The organism is Accumulibacter sp. (assembly GCF_036625275.1).
In the GTDB taxonomy this organism is placed as follows: Bacteria; Pseudomonadota; Gammaproteobacteria; order Burkholderiales; family Rhodocyclaceae; genus Accumulibacter.
In genome coordinates, this window is sequence record NZ_JAZKUD010000003.1 from 37,782 (window position 1) to 55,185 (window position 17,404).

At 59.0% G+C, this 17,404-nt stretch carries 20 protein-coding genes; 10 read left to right on the plus strand and 10 right to left on the minus strand.

What is annotated here, in order from left to right; all coding sequences use genetic code 11:
• Positions 1 to 10: 10 nt before the first annotated feature.
• Together rimM and rpsP are read right to left on the minus strand one after the other, a co-directional pair.
• Positions 11 to 547: a ribosome maturation factor RimM gene (gene rimM, locus V5B39_RS02610; protein ID WP_332341230.1), complete on the minus strand. Its 537-nt coding sequence runs from the start codon at positions 545 to 547 to the stop codon at positions 11 to 13.
• Positions 548 to 582: 35 nt separating this feature from the next.
• Positions 583 to 837: a 30S ribosomal protein S16 gene (gene rpsP, locus V5B39_RS02615; RefSeq protein ID WP_034945726.1), complete on the minus strand. Its 255-nt coding sequence runs from the start codon at positions 835 to 837 to the stop codon at positions 583 to 585.
• Positions 838 to 1,146: 309 nt separating this feature from the next.
• On the opposite strand from rpsP, the gene V5B39_RS02620 reads away from it, so the two are divergent.
• On the plus strand, positions 1,147 to 2,673 hold the full coding sequence (locus tag V5B39_RS02620) for a hypothetical protein (RefSeq protein ID WP_332341234.1): 1,527 nt from the start codon (positions 1,147 to 1,149) through the stop codon (positions 2,671 to 2,673).
• A 107-nt stretch (positions 2,674 to 2,780) separates the two neighbouring features.
• Here the strand turns inward: V5B39_RS02620 and V5B39_RS02625 are convergent, their stop codons facing one another.
• Positions 2,781 to 3,623: a YihY family inner membrane protein gene (locus tag V5B39_RS02625; RefSeq protein ID WP_332341236.1), complete on the minus strand. Its 843-nt coding sequence runs from the start codon at positions 3,621 to 3,623 to the stop codon at positions 2,781 to 2,783.
• A gap of 22 nt (positions 3,624 to 3,645) precedes the next feature.
• Between V5B39_RS02625 and wrbA the strand changes: the two genes are divergently transcribed.
• Positions 3,646 to 4,239 (plus strand): NAD(P)H:quinone oxidoreductase, encoded by a 594-nt coding sequence (gene wrbA, locus V5B39_RS02630; RefSeq protein ID WP_332341238.1) that lies wholly within the window; start codon positions 3,646 to 3,648, stop codon positions 4,237 to 4,239.
• Positions 4,239 to 4,583 (plus strand): DUF2069 domain-containing protein, encoded by a 345-nt coding sequence (locus V5B39_RS02635; RefSeq protein ID WP_332341240.1) that lies wholly within the window; start codon positions 4,239 to 4,241, stop codon positions 4,581 to 4,583. Before wrbA ends, V5B39_RS02635 begins: the two co-directional genes overlap by 1 nt.
• A 30-nt stretch (positions 4,584 to 4,613) precedes the next feature.
• Here the strand turns inward: V5B39_RS02635 and V5B39_RS02640 are convergent, their stop codons facing one another.
• The 5 genes from V5B39_RS02640 to ilvB all read right to left on the minus strand — a co-directional run bounded on the left by V5B39_RS02640 (position 4,614) and on the right by ilvB (position 10,377).
• Positions 4,614 to 6,152 carry a 2-isopropylmalate synthase gene (locus V5B39_RS02640; protein WP_332341242.1) on the minus strand — a complete coding sequence of 513 codons (1,539 nt, stop codon included), beginning with the start codon at positions 6,150 to 6,152 and terminating at the stop codon, positions 4,614 to 4,616.
• Positions 6,153 to 6,260: 108 nt separating this feature from the next.
• A complete protein-coding gene (gene pssA / locus V5B39_RS02645; RefSeq protein ID WP_332341244.1) occupies positions 6,261 to 7,028 on the minus strand; it encodes a CDP-diacylglycerol--serine O-phosphatidyltransferase in 768 nt (255 codons plus the stop codon).
• 83 nt (positions 7,029 to 7,111) lie between these two features.
• Positions 7,112 to 8,128: a ketol-acid reductoisomerase gene (gene ilvC, locus V5B39_RS02650; protein ID WP_332341246.1), complete on the minus strand. Its 1,017-nt coding sequence runs from the start codon at positions 8,126 to 8,128 to the stop codon at positions 7,112 to 7,114.
• 32 nt (positions 8,129 to 8,160) lie between these two features.
• Positions 8,161 to 8,652, minus strand: coding sequence for an acetolactate synthase small subunit (gene ilvN, locus V5B39_RS02655; RefSeq protein ID WP_332341248.1), 492 nt, complete (start codon positions 8,650 to 8,652; stop codon positions 8,161 to 8,163).
• A 12-nt stretch (positions 8,653 to 8,664) separates the two neighbouring features.
• Positions 8,665 to 10,377, minus strand: coding sequence for a biosynthetic-type acetolactate synthase large subunit (gene ilvB / locus V5B39_RS02660; RefSeq protein WP_332341249.1), 1,713 nt, complete (start codon positions 10,375 to 10,377; stop codon positions 8,665 to 8,667).
• A 136-nt stretch (positions 10,378 to 10,513) separates the two neighbouring features.
• On the opposite strand from ilvB, the gene V5B39_RS02665 reads away from it, so the two are divergent.
• Genes V5B39_RS02665 through V5B39_RS02680 form a run of 4 tightly spaced genes read left to right on the plus strand, consistent with a single transcriptional unit; the run spans position 10,514 to position 12,481 of the window.
• Positions 10,514 to 11,077, plus strand: coding sequence for an RNA polymerase sigma factor (locus tag V5B39_RS02665; protein WP_332341402.1), 564 nt, complete (start codon positions 10,514 to 10,516; stop codon positions 11,075 to 11,077).
• Positions 11,074 to 11,451 (plus strand): DUF3619 family protein, encoded by a 378-nt coding sequence (locus V5B39_RS02670; RefSeq protein ID WP_332341250.1) that lies wholly within the window; start codon positions 11,074 to 11,076, stop codon positions 11,449 to 11,451. Before V5B39_RS02665 ends, V5B39_RS02670 begins: the two co-directional genes overlap by 4 nt.
• Positions 11,424 to 12,056, plus strand: coding sequence for a DUF3106 domain-containing protein (locus tag V5B39_RS02675; protein ID WP_332341252.1), 633 nt, complete (start codon positions 11,424 to 11,426; stop codon positions 12,054 to 12,056). The genes V5B39_RS02670 and V5B39_RS02675 overlap by 28 nt, the downstream gene beginning before the upstream one ends.
• On the plus strand, positions 12,056 to 12,481 hold the full coding sequence (locus V5B39_RS02680) for an RDD family protein (RefSeq protein ID WP_332341253.1): 426 nt from the start codon (positions 12,056 to 12,058) through the stop codon (positions 12,479 to 12,481). The genes V5B39_RS02675 and V5B39_RS02680 overlap by 1 nt, the downstream gene beginning before the upstream one ends.
• Positions 12,482 to 12,759: 278 nt before the next feature.
• Here V5B39_RS02680 and lptG read toward each other — a convergent pair whose 3' ends face one another.
• Together lptG and lptF are read right to left on the minus strand one after the other, a co-directional pair.
• Positions 12,760 to 13,833, minus strand: a complete 1,074-nt coding sequence (gene lptG / locus V5B39_RS02685) for an LPS export ABC transporter permease LptG (RefSeq protein ID WP_332341255.1) — start codon at positions 13,831 to 13,833, stop codon at positions 12,760 to 12,762.
• Entirely contained in the window at positions 13,830 to 14,909 is a 1,080-nt protein-coding gene (lptF, locus tag V5B39_RS02690; protein WP_332341257.1) for an LPS export ABC transporter permease LptF, read from the minus strand. The genes lptG and lptF overlap by 4 nt, the downstream gene beginning before the upstream one ends.
• Before the next feature lie 74 nt (positions 14,910 to 14,983).
• Here lptF and V5B39_RS02695 point away from each other — a divergent pair, with 74 nt between their 5' ends.
• Genes V5B39_RS02695 through V5B39_RS02705 form a run of 3 tightly spaced genes read left to right on the plus strand, consistent with a single transcriptional unit; the run spans position 14,984 to position 17,384 of the window.
• Positions 14,984 to 16,480: a leucyl aminopeptidase gene (locus V5B39_RS02695; RefSeq protein ID WP_332341258.1), complete on the plus strand. Its 1,497-nt coding sequence runs from the start codon at positions 14,984 to 14,986 to the stop codon at positions 16,478 to 16,480.
• The gene (locus V5B39_RS02700) at positions 16,477 to 16,902 is read left to right on the plus strand and encodes a DNA polymerase III subunit chi (protein WP_332341260.1); all 426 of its coding nucleotides are present in this window, start codon (positions 16,477 to 16,479) and stop codon (positions 16,900 to 16,902) included. The genes V5B39_RS02695 and V5B39_RS02700 overlap by 4 nt, the downstream gene beginning before the upstream one ends.
• On the plus strand, positions 16,902 to 17,384 hold the full coding sequence (locus tag V5B39_RS02705) for a hypothetical protein (RefSeq protein WP_332341261.1): 483 nt from the start codon (positions 16,902 to 16,904) through the stop codon (positions 17,382 to 17,384). The genes V5B39_RS02700 and V5B39_RS02705 overlap by 1 nt, the downstream gene beginning before the upstream one ends.
• The last annotated feature ends 20 nt before the right edge of the window (positions 17,385 to 17,404 follow it).

Below are 17,404 nucleotides of genomic sequence, written 5' to 3' on the forward strand. Positions count from 1 at the left end.
TCTGATGCAATCACCAATCCGTTTCCCAGTCAACGCGAACCGATCGCCCGGCGAGGTCCACATCCAGCACGATGGCAGCCACGAAAGGCAACAGTCTTTCGCCACGCTCGCCATCGCCAACCCGCAGAACGGTATTGGCCGGCGTTTCGATCAAACCGAGAATCCGACCCAGTGATTGACCGCGAGTATTGCGTACTTCCAGACCAATGAGGTCGGCCCAATAGTATTCGTCAGTGGCCGTCGGCGGCAAGGCTGCACGCGGCACGCCAACCAGAGCACCGCTCATCGCCTCAGCGGCAGTACGATCGGCTACGCATGCGAGTTGGGCAAGCAGCAAACCGTTGCGAAACTGACAACTGAGCAGTTTTGTCTGACGCCACAGATTAGGGGCCTCGCCCTCCTGACCAACCCACCAGTGAGTCAGTCGCGACCAGCTCAGCGGATCGTCGGCAAACGGATATACACGCATCCTACCCTGTAGCCCACAGGCAGCGACAATCTTGCCAAGGACAATGATGTCGGCCGGCGGGGATTCCTGAGCAGGCACTCCACTCGTGTCAGACACGCAGGAACAGCCAAGGCTCAGGCTGCAGCCACCTTGATGGATTGCTTGAGCAGGCGAGCAACCGTCGGCGAAGCCTGGGCACCCTGCTGCTGCCAGTAGCTGAGACGATCAGTCGCAATGTGCAGCCCCTGTTCATTGCCTGCAGCCTGCGGGTTATAGAAACCGATGCGCTCGATGAAGCGGCCATCGCGGCGAGCGCGCGAATCAGCGACCACCATATTGTAAAAGGGGCGCTTCTTGGCACCACCACGGGCTAGGCGAATAACGACCATGTCAATCTCTTCCAAATCCAGGAAAAAGATGGAATTATAGCAAGAAAGCAAGAAAAGATGCGCAGGTTCGCGGCATCGCGGCGATCACCAGGACAGAGGTCCGCCAGTTGCCGGAAACCACCGCAACAGAAACTTCGCTTGCCCACCCGTTTGCACTCACAGGTATAATCCGCGTAACCACAGTGGTGACACAAGGCTCTGATTTTAAGAAATGCTTTTAGGCTCCGTGGTAGCTGCCCTGCGCCACCACAGGCCAGGCAACGACAAGTCCGACAGCATCATGATGCAAACTCCAACTCCTTTGGCAGGTTGCTGATGACCGAAACCGCTTTTCACACTGCTGGCACAGTTCGCAACGCTGTGCATCAGATGGACATACGAAACATTCTCCAGTGGCTCACGTCGCCGGCGGCACCGCAGCCTGTCGACGAACTGCCGATGTTGCGATTCCATCTGCAGGCTTTGCGCCAGGTCAAGGTCACATCAGTGCAACGGGCTCATGCGCTCGACCGCCTGTACAAGCGCGGCATGAGAGTCATCACCTGCCTGCTCCCGTCGCTGACCAGCGACCTGGTGCTCCCTGTACCACGTAAGACGCACCGCATCGTCAATGGCATTTTGGACCTGCTGCAAATGCTCGCTGACGATATGCTGGCACTTCTGGAGGAGCCCTCCCCTGCCCGGCCACCCGAGCTGGCACTTTGGCGAAGCCTGCAGGCCCTTGCGCAACAGCTATTGATCAGTCACTTGATCGCCTGTCCAGCTCCCGCCGGCGCCTGGCAACAGCTGCATCAGACCTATGCAAGGGCACGACATCTGCAGGTGGATAATACAGCGGTCCAGAGGGGCTCCTCGCGCAGGCTGCAGAACGTTTACTATTCGGCAGTTCTGCTCGGCTGTGCCCAGCCCGCGTCACTGACTCCACAGGAAGTCCTGTTCCTTGCCGACTACTTTGAACGCTTTGCCGACCAGATTGAACCGACCTCCGTGGCTTCGCCCGTCGCTCCGGCAACTTTCTGGATCGATCCCGCGCGCGACGTAGCCGCCTTCTCTGTCTTACGCAAGCATTCTCGACCAACAACAGCCCTGCTCGATTCTTTCTCGTGCGTGCACCTGTGCTTGCTGCTCAGGGCCCAGATCGCCCAACTCGATGCAGGCACCTCCGCACCAGAACTGAACCTGCCGGACTTCGCAGGCACGTCGGCCGGACGCGGCGTTCTTGGCCGTCTCGCGACTCGCTGGGGCGACTTGGGAAAACGCCGCTTTATTCGCCGCAGACAGAACCACCGCGCACTCCTCGGTGCAGGCATCAACGGACTGTGGCATCTCGGCAGGAAGGGAGAGCCGGCAAGTGTCAACGTATCGCACTGGATGGTGACCAATGAAAGTCCCGATGGCTATGCCGTCATGCATGTCACCGGCAACACCGGGGTCCTGTCTGTGGGAAATGTGGTCGCGGTTCGCACAGACGCTGACCAGAACTGGCAGATTTGCCTGGTCCGCTGGGCTTTATCGGAAAACCCCGAGCATCTTGAACTCGGTTTGCAAATTCTTGCGCCCAAGGCGGTCCCGGCCATTCTCGCCCAGCCCTCCCATGACACGGGAGACACGGGCACCGAGTATCTGCGAGTACTGATTCTGCCGGAAATCCCGAAGCTTCGTTCCGGTCAGTCACTGGTGGTCGCCACCGGAGCCTTGCCGAAAGAACGCGAAAAACTGCTTCTGCTGATCGAGGGCGACAACGTCAGTGTGCGTGAAGTCAGCAGGACCGGCATTGAAGAACAAACCGGCAGTGTTGAAATCATGTCGATCGAACCTGTACAGAACCCGTTTTAATATGGAAGTCGCGTCAGCGACTCACGAATCTCCCCTCCCCACTTGGCGGGAGCAAAGGAAACGGTCATGACTTTCATGATCGGGAGTGCCTGGAAAATTTGTGATCTTTAGGGGGGTACATGACGATTTCCAGTCTCCCTGAACTCGGGCAGGGTCGCCGCAACCAGCGCACCCAGTAGCACCACCGCCCACGATAAATAGAGCCACAAGAGAAATATCGGTAGCGTTGCGAAGGTACCGTAGACGGCGGTGTAGGTTGGAAAATTTGACAGGTACAGCTCGAATCCCTTTTGCAGCAGCAGGAAGCCCAGCGCAGCAAGCAGGCCGGCCCATGCCGCGTCGCGCGTCGCCACCCGGGTATTGGGAAGTGCATGGTAAAGCCCGCCAAGAAACAAGCTCGCAATCACCAACCCGAGTGCCTTGAGCAGAATTGGCCTGACCCATGGCAGCTCGTCCAGCATGCCCAGCGAAGTGGTGACGGCATAGGAGGTGGCCAGCAGCACGCCACCAATCACCACCGGCCACAAGGCAACCAAGGCGGCAAACAAACGCAGGCGCCGCCACCAGGGGCGCGTCTCCCGCACCGACCAGACGTGATTGAAGGCGCGCTCGATGGTCAGCAACAGCATCAGGACCGTCGCCACCAAAACCAGCGAACCAATCGCAGTGACCTCGGCCGCCCTCTGGGAAAACTCGAGAATGTAGGCGATGATCATCCCGGCACCACGCTCCGGCAGCAGGCTACGGGCTAGCGAAAGCTCCAATTGCTCGACCATGCTCGGAAAAAAGGGAACCAGCGCGACAATGCTCAGAACAACAGCGACCAGCGGCACCAATGAAAGCAATGTGGTAAAAGCGAGGCTGGCGCTGATCTGATCGAAATTCTCCTCGACAAAGCGACGCCAGACGCGTGCCGCGAAACGACACCAAGGAAAATCCGAAGGAAACATGAGATGGTTATAAAATGGAGTGATGTCCGAGATTCTCGTTCTTTACTACAGTCATCGCGGTTCAGTGCGTGCCATTGCTCAGCAGATTGCCCGCGGCATCGAGTCAACCCGGCGTGCAACGGCGCGTCTGCGCACCGTTCCCAAGGTTTCGTCGGAGTGCAGCGCCAGCGCGCCGGCAGTGCCTACTGACGGCGCGCCCTATGTCGAGGCCGCCGACCTTGCGGAATGCATTGGACTGGCACTCGGCAGCCCCACCCGCTTTGGCAACATGGCTGCGCCAATGAAGTACTTCTGGGACGGTACTGCAGCCGAATGGTCTGCTGGAACACTGGTCGGAAAACCAGCCTGCGTGTTCACCTCTACCGCCAGTCAGCATGGCGGACAGGAGAGTACGCTGCTGTCGATGATGTTGCCGCTCCTGCATCACGGCATGCTGCTGGTTGGCCTGCCTTATACGGAGACGGCACTTTCCGCCACCCGCAGTGGTGGGACTCCCTATGGCGCCAGCCATGTCGCCGGTGGCGAAGGCAACCCAACGCTTAGTGATGAAGAACGGCGTCTCGCTTTCGCGCAGGGGCGAAGACTCGCGACCATTGCCCTGAAGCTCAACACCTGATGCGCCGCGGTTTCTACCTGATGGCGTCCAGCAGCCTGATTGCGCTGATTTTTTTGTGTCTCGCATGGGAGTTGCGCCTCGCGCCGGTCCAGCCCGGCGGTTCCTGGCTAGCCCTGAAGTGCTTGCCGTTGCTGGCGCCGCTGTTCGGGATACTGCACGGTCGCCGCTACACGTATCAGTGGGCATCGATGCTGATCCTGCTCTATTTCACTGAAGGCATCGTGCGCGCCACCACCGAACAGGGTATTGGGCAGTGGCTGGCGATCGCCGAAACCATCCTGGCGCTGATCTTTTTTGGCGCCAGCGTCGCCTTCGCCAGGCTGACCCGCTCCTCGGCACACTGAGTCACGCCCACGCCTGCCCTACACTGGTTGTCAGACGTCGCCCTGCGGGTCCAACCGGTCGGGAAACTGCAGTTTGTTCAAGGCATTGAGATAGGCCTTCGCCGAAGCAATGACGATGTCGGTGTCGGCACCATTGCCATTGACGATGCGGCCTGCCTTTGCCAAACGAACGGTGACTTCGCCCTGTGCATCGGTACCCGTGGTAATCGCATTGACCGAATAAAGCAGCAATTCTGCGCCGCTGCTAGCGATCGATTCGATCGCCTTGAATGCGGCGTCGACCGGACCGCTGCCCCTCCCCGATGCCTTCTTCTCGACACCACCGACCGTCAGTGTGACATCCGCTGCGGGCGTTTCGCCAGTTTCCGAACAAACCCGTGAATAGACCAGTTTGTAGTACTCGCCATCTGGTGCCTGGTCTTCATCCGAAACCAGTGCCTGCAGGTCTTCGTCAAAGATTTCGTGCTTTTTGTCGGCCAGTTCCTTGAACCTGGCAAACGCGACATTCAGCGCCTCCTCCCCGTCAAGAACGATACCCAGCGCCAACAGGCGTGACTTGAAGGCATTGCGTCCCGAGTGTTTGCCGAGCACCAGCTTGTTCTGAGCCCAGCCTACGTCCTCGGCACGCATGATCTCATAGGTCTCGCGATGTTTGAGAACGCCATCCTGGTGGATTCCGGATTCGTGTGCAAACGCATTGGCGCCAACGACGGCCTTGTTGGGCTGCACCGGATAGCCGGTAATCTGGGAGACCAACTTTGACGCGGGAACGATTTGCGTCGTATCGATACGCGTTTGTACCGGAAACAGGTCACTGCGAGTACGTACCGCCATCACCACTTCTTCGAGCGAGGCGTTGCCTGCTCGCTCTCCCAGGCCATTGATCGTACACTCGACCTGACGGGCACCGGCCAACACCGCCGACAGCGAATTGGCAACCGCCATGCCCAGATCGTTGTGGCAATGGGTGGACCACACCACCCGGTCTGCCCCTGCTACGCGCCCGATCAGGGTGCGCATCAGGTCGCCCCACACGGAGGGAACGCTGTAGCCAACAGTGTCAGGAACATTGATGGTCGTGGCTCCCGCATCGATGGCCGCCGCGAAAACTCGACAGAGAAAATCGACCTCGGAACGCACCGCGTCCTCGGCCGAGAACTCGACATCGTCCGTATATTCGCGTGCCCAGCGCACGGCTCGCACGGCCGCCTCGACCACCTGGTCTGGCGTCATACGCAATTTTTTCTCCATGTGGATCGGGCTGGTGGCGATGAACGTATGAATACGCCCCCGCGCTGCCGGTGCAATCGCCTCGCCGGCACGACGAATGTCATTCTCGTTGGAACGAGCAAGGGAGCAAATCGTCGACCCCTTGATGACTTTGGCAATCGACTGGATGGCCTCGAAGTCTCCGGGTGAAGCGGCCGCAAAACCCGCCTCGATCACGTCAACCTGCATGCGCTCAAGCTGGCGCGCGACGCGCAGCTTCTCTTCCCTGGTCATCGAAGCGCCCGGGCTCTGTTCGCCGTCGCGCAGTGTGGTATCAAAAATTACCAAGTGCTCTTTCATGTGCTGACTCCGGAGATAAAGATGGACTACCCTGCACAGCGGCTACCCTGGCGGGGTCACCGACCGAAACGGCGAGATACTTCGTGTCGCAAGACGAGCGATGCCGAGCTAGGCCACTGGCGGCGGCGACGGCTTGCGCCGGAGCAGCTGCATCAGCGCCAGGACATACCCCGAAAGACCATACGCAACGAAAAGCCCAAATAAGGCAACCGGCGTATCGTAGGAGAGCACGGCGAAGCCAAGCGCAATGGCAACAACAAAGATGAACGGTACGCTGCGCCGCAGGTTGACGTCCTTGAAACTGTAAAAGCGGACGTTGGACACCATCGAGATGCCGGCAAAGATCACCAGCCCACAAGCCAGCCAGCGCACATCCGCAGCGGCAATCTGCTTGTCGATCATCACCCAGAAGAAGCCGGTCACCAGCGCCGCTGCGGCCGGACTTGGCAAACCCTGGAAATAACGCCGATCGATCACTTCCAGCGTTGTATTGAAGCGCGCCAGTCTGAGCGCTGCGCCGACGCAGTAGATGAAGGCGGCAATCCAGCCGAGTCGCCCCATATCCTTGAGCGCCCACGCGTAGGTCACCAGCGCTGGAGCGACACCGAACGAGACCATGTCGGACAGCGAATCGTACTCCGCCCCGAACGCGCTTTGCGTACGCGTCATACGCGCTACCCGCCCATCGAGACCATCAAGTACCATCGCTACGAAAATACCCACCGCAGCCAGTTCGAAGCTGCCCTTCATCGCCTGCACGATGGCGAAGAAACCACCGAACAGCGCCGCCGTGGTAAACAGGTTCGGCAGAACATAGATGCCTCGACGCCGCAACTCGGGGTTGAACAAGGTCTTGCGAGGCTTGATTTCAGGCATTGCGCTATGAAGTGAAAACGGGCAGGAACCAAGAAGGCGGAAGACAGTGCGACTGCCTTCCGCTCGGCAAGCCATTCAATGGATCAGTTCTTGCTCTGATCCACCAGCCGGTTCTTCTTGATCCAGGGCATCATGTCGCGCAGCTTGGCACCAACGGTCTCGATCTCATGCTGTGCCATCAGACGGCGACGTGCGGTCATCGCCGGATAGTTGGTCCGCCCTTCGAGGATGAACATTTTCGCGTAATCGCCGCTCTGAATCCGTTTGAGCGCCGCACGCATGGCAGCACGCGAGCTTTCGTTGATCACTTCCGGCCCGGTCACGTACTCGCCATATTCGGCATTGTTCGAAATCGAGTAGTTCATGTTGGCGATGCCGCCTTCATACATCAGGTCAACGATCAGCTTGAGCTCATGCAGGCACTCGAAGTACGCCATTTCGGGTGCGTAACCCGCCTCGACCAGTGTCTCGAAGCCCATCTTGGCCAGTTCGACGACACCTCCGCAGAGCACGGTCTGCTCTCCGAAGAGGTCGGTTTCAGTCTCTTCACGGAAGTTGGTCTCGATCACCCCGCCCTTGGTTCCGCCATTCGCTGCTGCATAGGAAAGCGCAATATCTTTGGCCTTCCCGCTACGGTCCTGGTATACAGCGATCAGCGACGGCACGCCGCCACCCTTGAGATACTCCGAGCGTACCGTATGCCCCGGCCCTTTTGGCGCAACCATGATGACATCCACATCATCACGTGGCACCACCTGGTTGTAATGCACATTGAAGCCATGGGCAAAGGCCAAGGCAGCACCCTTCTTCATGTTCGGCGCCACCTCCGCATGATACACCTGCGGAATGGTCTCATCCGGGAGTAGCATCATCACCACATCGGCGCCTTTGACGGCCCGGGCCACCTCCTCCACCTTCAAGCCGGCATTCTCGGCCTTGCTCCAGGAAGAACCTTCCTTGCGCAAACCAACCGTTACCTTGACACCGGAATCGCTCAGATTCTGCGCGTGCGCATGGCCCTGGGATCCGTAGCCAACGATGGTGACTTTCTTGCCCTTGATCAGGGAGAGGTCGGCGTCCTTGTCGTAATAAACTTTCATGAAATTTCCTTCTATCCTGCAGTTCGATCTGATTAGACTTTGAGAATGCGTTCACCACGGCCGATACCGCACACGCCGGTACGTACCGTCTCGAGAATCAATCCAGCATCGATCGCCTGGATGAACGAGTCGAGTTTCGCGCCACTGGCTGTCAGCTCGACCACGTAGGTCGATTCGGTAACGTCGATGATGTGACCACGGAAGATGTCGGCCAGACGCTTCAGTTCCTCGCGGTCCTTGCCCGTGGCACGCACCTTGATGAGCATCAGTTCCCGCTCGATATGGGCAGCCTCGGAGAGATCGACAACCTTGATGACGTCGATCAGTTTGTTGAGTTGCTTGGTGATCTGCTCGATCACTGCGTCGGTACCCGAAGTGACGATGGTCAGCCGTGAAAGCGAGGGGTCTTCGGTTGGCGCGACGGTCAAGGTCTCGATATTGTAGGCGCGCGCCGAGAACAGACCGGCCACCCGCGACAGCGCACCAGCCTCATTCTCCAGCAGGATTGAAATAATGTGTCGCATCTTGCCTTTCCCTTACAGGTCTTCAGTCAGGATCATGTCGGCAAGACCTTTGCCGGCGGCCACCATCGGAAAGACATTCGCTTTCTGATCGGTGATGAAATCCATGAATACGAGATCGTCCTTATGATCGATAAATGCCTTGCGCAGCGCCGGCTCGACATCCTCGGGCTTTTCGATGCGCATGCCGACGTGCCCATAAGCTTCAGCCAGCTTGACGAAGTCGGGCAAGGAATCCATGTACGACTCCGCATAACGACTCCCGTAGAACATCTCCTGCCACTGCCGAACCATGCCCAGGTAGCGGTTGTTGAGATTGATGATCTTGATCGGTAAACGAAATTGCTTGGCAGTTGACAACTCCTGGATACACATCTGGATCGAGCCTTCGCCGGTGACGCAGGCAATTGGCATCTCCGGATGCTGCAGAGCCGCCCCCATGGCGTAGGGCAGACCGACACCCATGGTGCCCAGACCACCCGAGTTGAGCCAACGCCGCGGCTCCTCAAACTTGTAGTATTGTGCTGCCCACATCTGATGTTGACCGACATCGGAAGTCACGATCGCCTTCCCCCCGGTCACCTCATACAGCTTCTCCATGACGTACTGCGGCATGATGATGCTCTTCTTCATCCGGTATTTCATGCACTGCTTGGCGCGCCATGCTTCGATCTCCTGCCACCATGCCGCCAGCACACCGGAATCCGGACTGGCATTTCCGGCATCCAGCAACCGCAGCATTTCGTCCAGAACATCCGGGACATTGCCGACGATCGGTACATCGACCTTGACGCGTTTGGAGATCGACGAGGGATCAATGTCGACGTGGATGATCTTGCGCGGCAAGGAAGAGAAATTCTCCGGATTGCCGATCACCCGATCGTCGAAACGAGCGCCGATGGCCAGCAGCACGTCACAGTGCTGCATTGCCAGATTGGCTTCGACGGTACCATGCATGCCGGGCATGCCCAGGAATTGCCGGTCGGTTCCCGGATAAGCGCCGAGACCCATCAGGGTATTGGTGATCGGAAAGCCAAGGCGGCGGGTCAGCTTGGTCAATTGATCGGCACCATTCGAGAGAATGACGCCCCCACCGGAGTAAATCATCGGCCGCTTGGCCTCGAGTAACAGGTGAACCGCTTTCTTGATCTGCCCCAGATGCCCCTTGATGACCGGGTTGTACGCCCGCATCTGAATCGTCTCCGGATACTCGAACTTACACTTGGCTGCGGTAACGTCCTTCGGAATATCCACCACTACCGGACCCGGACGGCCACTGTTGGCAATATAAAAGGCCTTCTTGATCGTCACCGCCAACTGGTGTACGTCATTGACCAAAAAGTTGTGTTTCACGCAAGGTCGGGTGATACCAACGGTATCGCACTCCTGGAAGGCGTCCTGACCGATGTAGGCATTCGGCACCTGTCCTGAAATCACCACCAGCGGCACCGAATCCATATAGGCCGTGGCAATGCCGGTCACGGCGTTGGTCGCGCCCGGACCCGAGGTCACCAGCGCCACACCGACCTTGTGTGACGACCGCGCCAGGCCATCGGCCGCATGGACTGCTGCCTGTTCGTGGCGGACCAGAACATGTTTGATCTGATCCTGTTTGAACAGGGCATCATAAATGTGAAGTACCGACCCACCCGGATAGCCGAATACATATTCGACCTTTTCTTCCTGCAGGCACCTGATTACAATCTCCGCACCGGTCATCATTGTCATTGCCGTCGCCCCAGCAAGCAAATTGCTCGAAAAAAGTCTGCCACGTTAAAGCTTTGGCCGCAATTGGTCAAGGTATTCACCACAACCGACGCCTGCGGAAACAGTTTCCAACCCAACAACAGCAAGGATTCTCGCTCTGGCCAGCCAACGCGAACTGTCGGACTTCCTCACTGCAATCGAACGTCGTGCTTTCAAACAGGCCATGTTCGCGGTGCGTAATGAAGAATCAGCGCTCGACATCGTTCAGGATGCGATGATGAAGCTCGCCGAAAAATATGGCGATCACCCGCCGACCGAACTCCCGATGCTTTTTCAACGCATCCTGCAGAACACGATTCGCGACTTCTACCGGCGCAGCAAGGTTCGCTCGCTGTGGACTTCCTTGTTCTCGTCGTTTTCACACAGCGATGACGAGGATTACGATCCACTCGAAACCATTAGTGGTGAATCGGGATCATATAGTCCGCAAACACCGGATGACCAACTCCAGCAAACGCAACTCCTTGCGATAATTGAAAAAGAGATAGAATCGCTGCCCGCACGTCAACGGGAAGCCTTCCTCCTGCGTTACTGGGAAGATATGGATGTGGCCGAGACGGCCTCAGCCATGGGCTGCTCGGAGGGCAGCGTCAAGACGCACTGCTCGCGTGCCAATCACTCGCTGGCGGCTGCACTGAAAGTAAGAGGAATCACCTTATGAATGAACTACATTTTGCCTACAAGATCAGGCAACACCTGAATCGCGGACTCAAGGAACTGCCCGAGGAAACTCTCAAGCGACTCGAGAGTGCGAGGGAACGGGCACTGGCCCAGCAAAAGGTCTCGGTTCCCCAATCGGTACTGGCTGGGGTGGGTAATTTCGTACAGCATCAGGTCGACAACCTGCACATCAAGCAGGTGTTGCTGGCCCTGATCGTCGTTTTCGGTATCACCAGCTATACCTACTGGTATGCAGACCAAAGCATCACCGAACTCGAGATCATCGACAGCGCACTGCTTTCGGACGATCTGCCAATCGCTGCATTTACCGACAAGGGCTTTGATGCATGGCTGAAAAGCTCCGCGTCGCAGTAATTCTCGCTGGCTTTGTAGCGCTTACGGCCTGGGCAGATATGCCCAGCCCGACGGCCATAGTCACCCCACCCCAGCCACAGTGGACCGAGTTGCCGGTCGAGCAAAAGGTCATTCTCGCGCCACTCAGCGACAACTGGGACGCGATGGAATACAGCCAACAGAAGAAATGGCTGGGCATCACGCGCCGCTTTGCCGCCATGACGCCGGAGGAGCAACGCCGAATCCAGGTTCAGATGCAGGATTGGGCGAAACTGACCCCCGAGCAGCGCAGCCTCGCTCGCGCGCGCTTCATGACCGCCAACAAGCTTCCGGTCGAAAAGAAACAGGAACTCCGGCAGAAATGGGAGGAGTACTCCAGCCTGCCGGAAGAAGAGAAGGAAAGGCTCAAGCAGCAAGCTCCAAGCAAGTCGGTCCCCAAACCGGGGAGCCTACCCGGTAGCGCCACGCCCTCCGGCACCACAGCGCCGACACCAGCGGCCCCGACCGTCGGCACCCTCCCCCCGACAGTCGTCGAAGCCAGCCCCCTGCAGCCGCCGGTCACTGCCGCACCAGCGCCTGCAACGGCTGCGCCGCCGCCCGCCAGCGAAGCGGAAGTCCGCCGCTGATGCCGGCTGTGCAGGCCGTCGGGCGACCGGGCATCCTGCGTCGTCTGCTGAGTATGGCGTACGAGTCCCTGCTGCTGTTTGCCGTACTGGCCGTGCTGGTGCTTCTGCCGCATGTTCTCCTGGGCGCTTTCGCACATCGCCTGGTTTCCCCGGTCATTGGCTGGGCACATTGCTTTCTCGTGATGCTGATCTATTTTCTCTGGTTCTGGAGTAACGGGCGGCAGACCCTGGCCATGAAAACCTGGCGCATCCGGCTGGTAACCCGTGATGGCTTGCCCGTCCGCCCGACACGGGTGCTCCTGCGCTATCTACTGTGCTGGCCGAGCATCATTCTCGGCGGTGCCGGCATCCTCTGGGCATTGTTCGACCGCGACCGACAATTTCTGCACGATCGTCTCGCCGGCACGCGGCTGATCATCAACTGACCCCTCATTAATGTGAAAGTCGCGTCAGCGACTCACGAATCTCCCCTCCCCCTTGCGGGGGGCGCAGGCGGGGTTTCGCGGAGCACTGCTCCGCGCCGCCGTAGCCGGCCCGCGATGCCGCGCGGGCCGTGGGAGTAGTCGGGGGGTGAGATGGGGAATTCGCAGAGACTGCTCCGCGCCCATCGAGCGATTCCGGCGTGCAAGCCGGAATGCGCCCTGCAAGGGAGGGAAACGGTCATGACTTTCATGATCGGGGGTGCCTGGAAAAGTCATGACCGTTAGCGCTTTTCAACCCACCAGATGATGACCACCGCCGTCAGCAGGAACAGCACTGACGGCGTGACTGCGCTGAGTAACGGTGACCAACTGTTGATCGCACCCAGATTGGAAAACAAGCCGTTGAGCATGTAGAACAGGATTCCGGTCATCACCCCGGCAAAAATTTTGATGCTTACCCGGTCGGCCCGGTAATGTGCGCCGCCGAACGGCAAGGCGAGCGCAACCATGACCAAGGCTGCCAAAGGATAGACCACCTTTTTCCAGAAAGCGATGTCGTAGCGGTTGGTCTTCTGATGATTGTCCGCCAAATGTTTGGTATAGGCCGACAGGTGTCGCAACGACATCCGATCGGGCGAAACCATCAGGACCGCGAGAATGTCCGGATTCAGGGCCGATCGCCACAACATCTCCGGCATCTTCCGGACCTCAACCCGCTCGGCGAGCAGGACGGTCTGTACCACTTCGGTCAGCCGCCAACTATCGGGCAGGACGTGCCTCCCCTCCGCGGCTTCAATGACGGCACGTAAGCGTGCCTTCTCGTCAAATTCGTAAATGCGGATGCCGCGTAAACGTGCATCCGGCAGGACTACGCGCACATTGATGAAATTCCGTTCGTCCTTGACCCACAATCCCGACCGCAGATCCTGTCCGACCATTCGGCCCTTTTCCTTCAAGCGCATCTGATACGCCGCGCGTTCGGCCGGCGGCGCCACAAACTCGCCGATCAGGTAGGTCGCCAGGGAAAACAGACCGGCCACCTGAAACAAACCGCCAAGCAGGGCTGCGGTGGACAAACCCGAGGCGCGCAAGACGGTGAGTTCGGAGTGACGGGCGAGCACCGAGAGCGCGTAGAGCGTACCGATCAGGACAGCAATCGGCATCAATTCGTAGGCACGCCCCGGCGCGCGCAGCAAGGCAAAACCAAGCGCATGGTGTAACTGGTATCCACCCTGCCCGACGCTCTTGATCTCGCCGAGCAGGTCGAAAAAGGCAAACAAGGCCAGAAACGCCAGCAGCACCAGCAGGATGGCGCCGGCGAGCTCGCGCGCCAGGTAGCGACGATAAATCTTCATCGCGACAGACGGGCAAATGAGCTGACGGCAATGCGCCGGTAAAACATCAGCGGGAGGAGACAGAGCATGAACAGATGCACAGCCAGCATGCCGACAGCAAACGAAACCTTGCCGCTTGCCACCCAGCCCTGGCTGATGGTCACCAGGTTGTTGTAGATCAGATAAACGAAAATGGCCAGCAGCATGTTCGCCGAACGACCGGCACGCGGATTGACGAACGACAGGGGAATCGCCAGTAACGCCAGCACGACCGCCGAGAACGGCACGCTGAAACGGTACAGCAGCTCAGCCCGATAGACCGGCAAATCGATGGGCAACAAAGCCATGGTCGGCATCGTCCTCGGTGTCGGGGCAATGCCGCGCGCCTCCTTGGTCTCGACACGAACCGCATAGCGTGCATACTCCATGATGCGGAATTCTGCGCTGCCCGGAGGGAACTCGTAGCGACGGCCATTCTCCAGGATGATGAAGCGATCACCATTTGCGGCCACCTCCTGATACCCGGAGGCGGCCATCGTCACGCCCAAACGCTCCGGCCGCAGCTCGTTGACGAATACGTTGAAGACGTTGCTGGTGTCATCAGCGATCCCCTCCACAAAAACGACGCGTTCGCCGGCTGACGATTCCTGAAAGATGCCGGAAGAGATTTGTCCCGCATCGTGCCGGGAACTCAGTTTGTCGCGAAACTCGGCGCTCTGCGACAAGGCCCAGGGCGAAAGGAAAAGGGACAGCACCGAGATGGTCAGCACCAGCGGCATGACAAACACCAGGACCGGCCGAATCCACGCCATCAGCGACAATCCGGAAGAGAACCAGACCACCATCTCGGAATCCCTATAGCTGCGTGAAAGCGCCAGCAGAATGGCGACAAACGACGATAGCGACAACAACACCGGCAGGTAGTTAAGCGACGAAAAACCGAGCAGTGCCACCACGGCGTCCGGTTCGACACGACCTTGTGCCGCGTCACCGAGCAGCCGAATCAATTGGGTCGTCATCATGATGGCGAAAAGCGCAGTGAAGACGCCGGCCGCCAGGTGCGTGAACTCGCGCCGGACAGCACGCTGAAAGATCATTTTTTGACTTTGGTGAAAAACTGCAGTGATAATCGGCTTTTCGCAAACAGGGCGGATTGTCTGAGGAGGGGTGAGTGGAATTTAGCATAAAAAGTGGTAGCCCGGAGAAGCAACGCAGTGCCTGTGTGGTGGTCGGCATTTTCGAACCGCGCAAGCTGACGCTGGCCGCCGAACTTCTCGACAATGCGGCGCACAACCATCTTTCGGACATCATTCGCCGCGGCGACATGGAGGGAAAAGCGGGTTCGACACTGCTGCTGCACAATGTGCCGGGCACGCTTTGCGACCGGGTCCTGCTGGTCGGTCTCGGCAAGGAAAAGGAGTTTGGCGACAAGGCGTATTGCGATGCGATTCGCAGCGCCGTGCGGACGCTCAATGAAACCGGTTCCTTCGACGGTACCGTCTTTCTGACCGAAACGAGTGTCAGGAAGCGCAGCTCTGCCTGGCGCGTTCGTCAGGCGACCATGGTGGCGCAGGAAACCGTCTATCGTTTTGATCAGTTCAAGAGCAAAAAGGACAAGGTGCGTCGCCCCCTGCGCAAGCTTACCTTTGTCATTGATCGTCGCAACGAACTGGCCGGTGCCGAGGAAGCGCTGCACCAGGGGCAAGCCATTGCCGAAGGCATGGCCCTGGCAAAGAATCTCGCCAATCTGCCGGGCAATGTATGCACTCCGGCTTTTCTTGCCGAAACAGCACAAAAGATGGCTTCCGAACACAAGCTGGAGTGCCAGATTCTCGAACGTGACGAGATGGCCGCCCTGGGCATGCATTCCCTGCTGTCCGTTGCCAAAGGCTCGCGGCAGCCACCCAAACTGATTGTCCTGCAGCACAAGGGCGGCAAGAACGATGACAAGCCGGTGGTCCTTGTCGGCAAGGGCATCACTTTCGACAGCGGCGGCATTTCGCTCAAACCGGCACCGGAAATGGACGAGATGAAGTACGACATGTGCGGTGCCGCCGGCGTGCTGGGTACGATCAAGGCCGCAGCGTTGATGAAACTGCCGATCAATCTGACGGTGATCGTTCCCTCCTCCGAAAACATGCCCGGCGGAGCCGCCACCCGACCCGGCGACATCGTCACTTCGATGTCTGGTCAGACCATCGAAATTCTCAACACCGATGCCGAAGGCCGCCTCATTCTCTGCGATGCGCTGACTTATGCTGCTCGCTTTCAACCGGAAACAGTCATTGACGTCGCCACGCTCACTGGCGCCTGCGTGATCGCTCTTGGCCATGTCGCAACCGGCCTCTTTGCCAACAACGAGACCCTGGCGCGGGAACTCGTGCACGCCGGCGATGATGCACACGACCGCGCCTGGCAAATGCCCTTGTGGGACGACTACCAGGAACTGCTCAAAAGTCCGTTCGCCGACATGGCCAATATTGGTGGCCGCTGGGGAGGCAGCATCACCGCCGCGTGTTTTCTCGCCCGTTTTACCCGGAAATACGTCTGGGCTCACCTCGACATTGCCGGCACTGCCTGGAAGTCAGGCACCGACAAGGGTGCGACCGGGCGACCGGTGCCGCTACTCATGCACTATCTGTTGAAACGCGCCGGGAAGCTGAATTGACCCGCATTTTCTTCTACCACAACGCCTCTGACCGGATTGCCGCGACCGCTGCCTTGATCGGCAAGGCCCTGGCACAGAAGAAGGCCTCGCTGGTCTATGCACCCGATGCCGAGGTCGCCGCGGCCCTCGACCGCAGGCTGTGGATGTACCCGCCAACCGGCTTCATCCCGCACGTGCAAATCAACTCGCCGCTGGCTGCCGAAACCCCGGTACTGATTGCCAGTCAGCTTGACGTGTTACCGCAGGACGAACGACTGTTCAACCTCGCGACCGAGGTACCGCCGGGCTTTTCTCGTTTTGCCAGCCTCATCGAAGTGGTCGGCCAGGGAAGCGAAGAGCGCCTCGCCGGCCGTCAGCGCGTCCGGTTCTACAAGGATCGTGGCTACGACATCCAGTACGTCGATCTGACAGGGAAAGGTTGATGGCCGACGACAGCGACCTGATCCGCCGGGTGGACTCCCTGATCAACGCCGAAGCAGCAGCCGGCGGCGATCGTCGCCACGACTCACGTCGGTTACGGCGACGGCGCAGCTTCCTGGCCTCGACCACACCGGCCGACTCGTCAGCAGGCATCGCGCCTGCCCCCTCGTCGGGCGAAGATGAGGACGACCTGCCGGTCCTCACCGAAGTGGTTTTGCCGACGCCAGACATCCCGGAAGAAAACAGCGCCAGGCTACGCGAGACGCTCGCCGCAGATCTCGCCGAACGCCTTGATCGGCAACTGCAGAGCGAAATGCTGACGCTCGTCGAAGCGGCACTGCTGACTGCCACCGATTACTTGCAGAATGGTATCGCCGCAACCATTGAAGCAGTCTTGCGTGACTTCATCGAGCAAAACGGGCCGCCTCGACCGCCCCCCGAGGAACCCGCTCGCGGCCCGCAAGAACTGCCTGATCAGGCCTAGGCACCACTGCTGGGGCAAGC

Excerpts from the sequence above, each read along its gene's own strand:
- wrbA (WP_332341238.1), top strand. The coding sequence starts at position 3,646 with ATGTCCGAGATTCTCGTTCTTTACTACAGTCATCGCGGTTCAGTGCGT.
- lptG (WP_332341255.1), bottom strand. The coding sequence starts at position 13,833 with ATGAAGATTTATCGTCGCTACCTGGCGCGCGAGCTCGCCGGCGCCATC.
- V5B39_RS02705 (WP_332341261.1), top strand. The coding sequence starts at position 16,902 with ATGGCCGACGACAGCGACCTGATCCGCCGGGTGGACTCCCTGATCAAC.
- ilvN (WP_332341248.1), bottom strand. The coding sequence starts at position 8,652 with ATGCGACACATTATTTCAATCCTGCTGGAGAATGAGGCTGGTGCGCTG.
- V5B39_RS02680 (WP_332341253.1), top strand. The coding sequence starts at position 12,056 with ATGCCGGCTGTGCAGGCCGTCGGGCGACCGGGCATCCTGCGTCGTCTG.
- ilvB (WP_332341249.1), bottom strand. The coding sequence starts at position 10,377 with ATGACAATGATGACCGGTGCGGAGATTGTAATCAGGTGCCTGCAGGAA.
- pssA (WP_332341244.1), bottom strand. The coding sequence starts at position 7,028 with ATGCCTGAAATCAAGCCTCGCAAGACCTTGTTCAACCCCGAGTTGCGG.
- ilvC (WP_332341246.1), bottom strand. The coding sequence starts at position 8,128 with ATGAAAGTTTATTACGACAAGGACGCCGACCTCTCCCTGATCAAGGGC.
- V5B39_RS02640 (WP_332341242.1), bottom strand. The coding sequence starts at position 6,152 with ATGAAAGAGCACTTGGTAATTTTTGATACCACACTGCGCGACGGCGAA.
- V5B39_RS02635 (WP_332341240.1), top strand. The coding sequence starts at position 4,239 with ATGCGCCGCGGTTTCTACCTGATGGCGTCCAGCAGCCTGATTGCGCTG.
- rpsP (WP_034945726.1), bottom strand. The coding sequence starts at position 837 with ATGGTCGTTATTCGCCTAGCCCGTGGTGGTGCCAAGAAGCGCCCCTTT.
- V5B39_RS02670 (WP_332341250.1), top strand. The coding sequence starts at position 11,074 with ATGAATGAACTACATTTTGCCTACAAGATCAGGCAACACCTGAATCGC.
- V5B39_RS02625 (WP_332341236.1), bottom strand. The coding sequence starts at position 3,623 with ATGTTTCCTTCGGATTTTCCTTGGTGTCGTTTCGCGGCACGCGTCTGG.
- lptF (WP_332341257.1), bottom strand. The coding sequence starts at position 14,909 with ATGATCTTTCAGCGTGCTGTCCGGCGCGAGTTCACGCACCTGGCGGCC.
- V5B39_RS02675 (WP_332341252.1), top strand. The coding sequence starts at position 11,424 with ATGGCTGAAAAGCTCCGCGTCGCAGTAATTCTCGCTGGCTTTGTAGCG.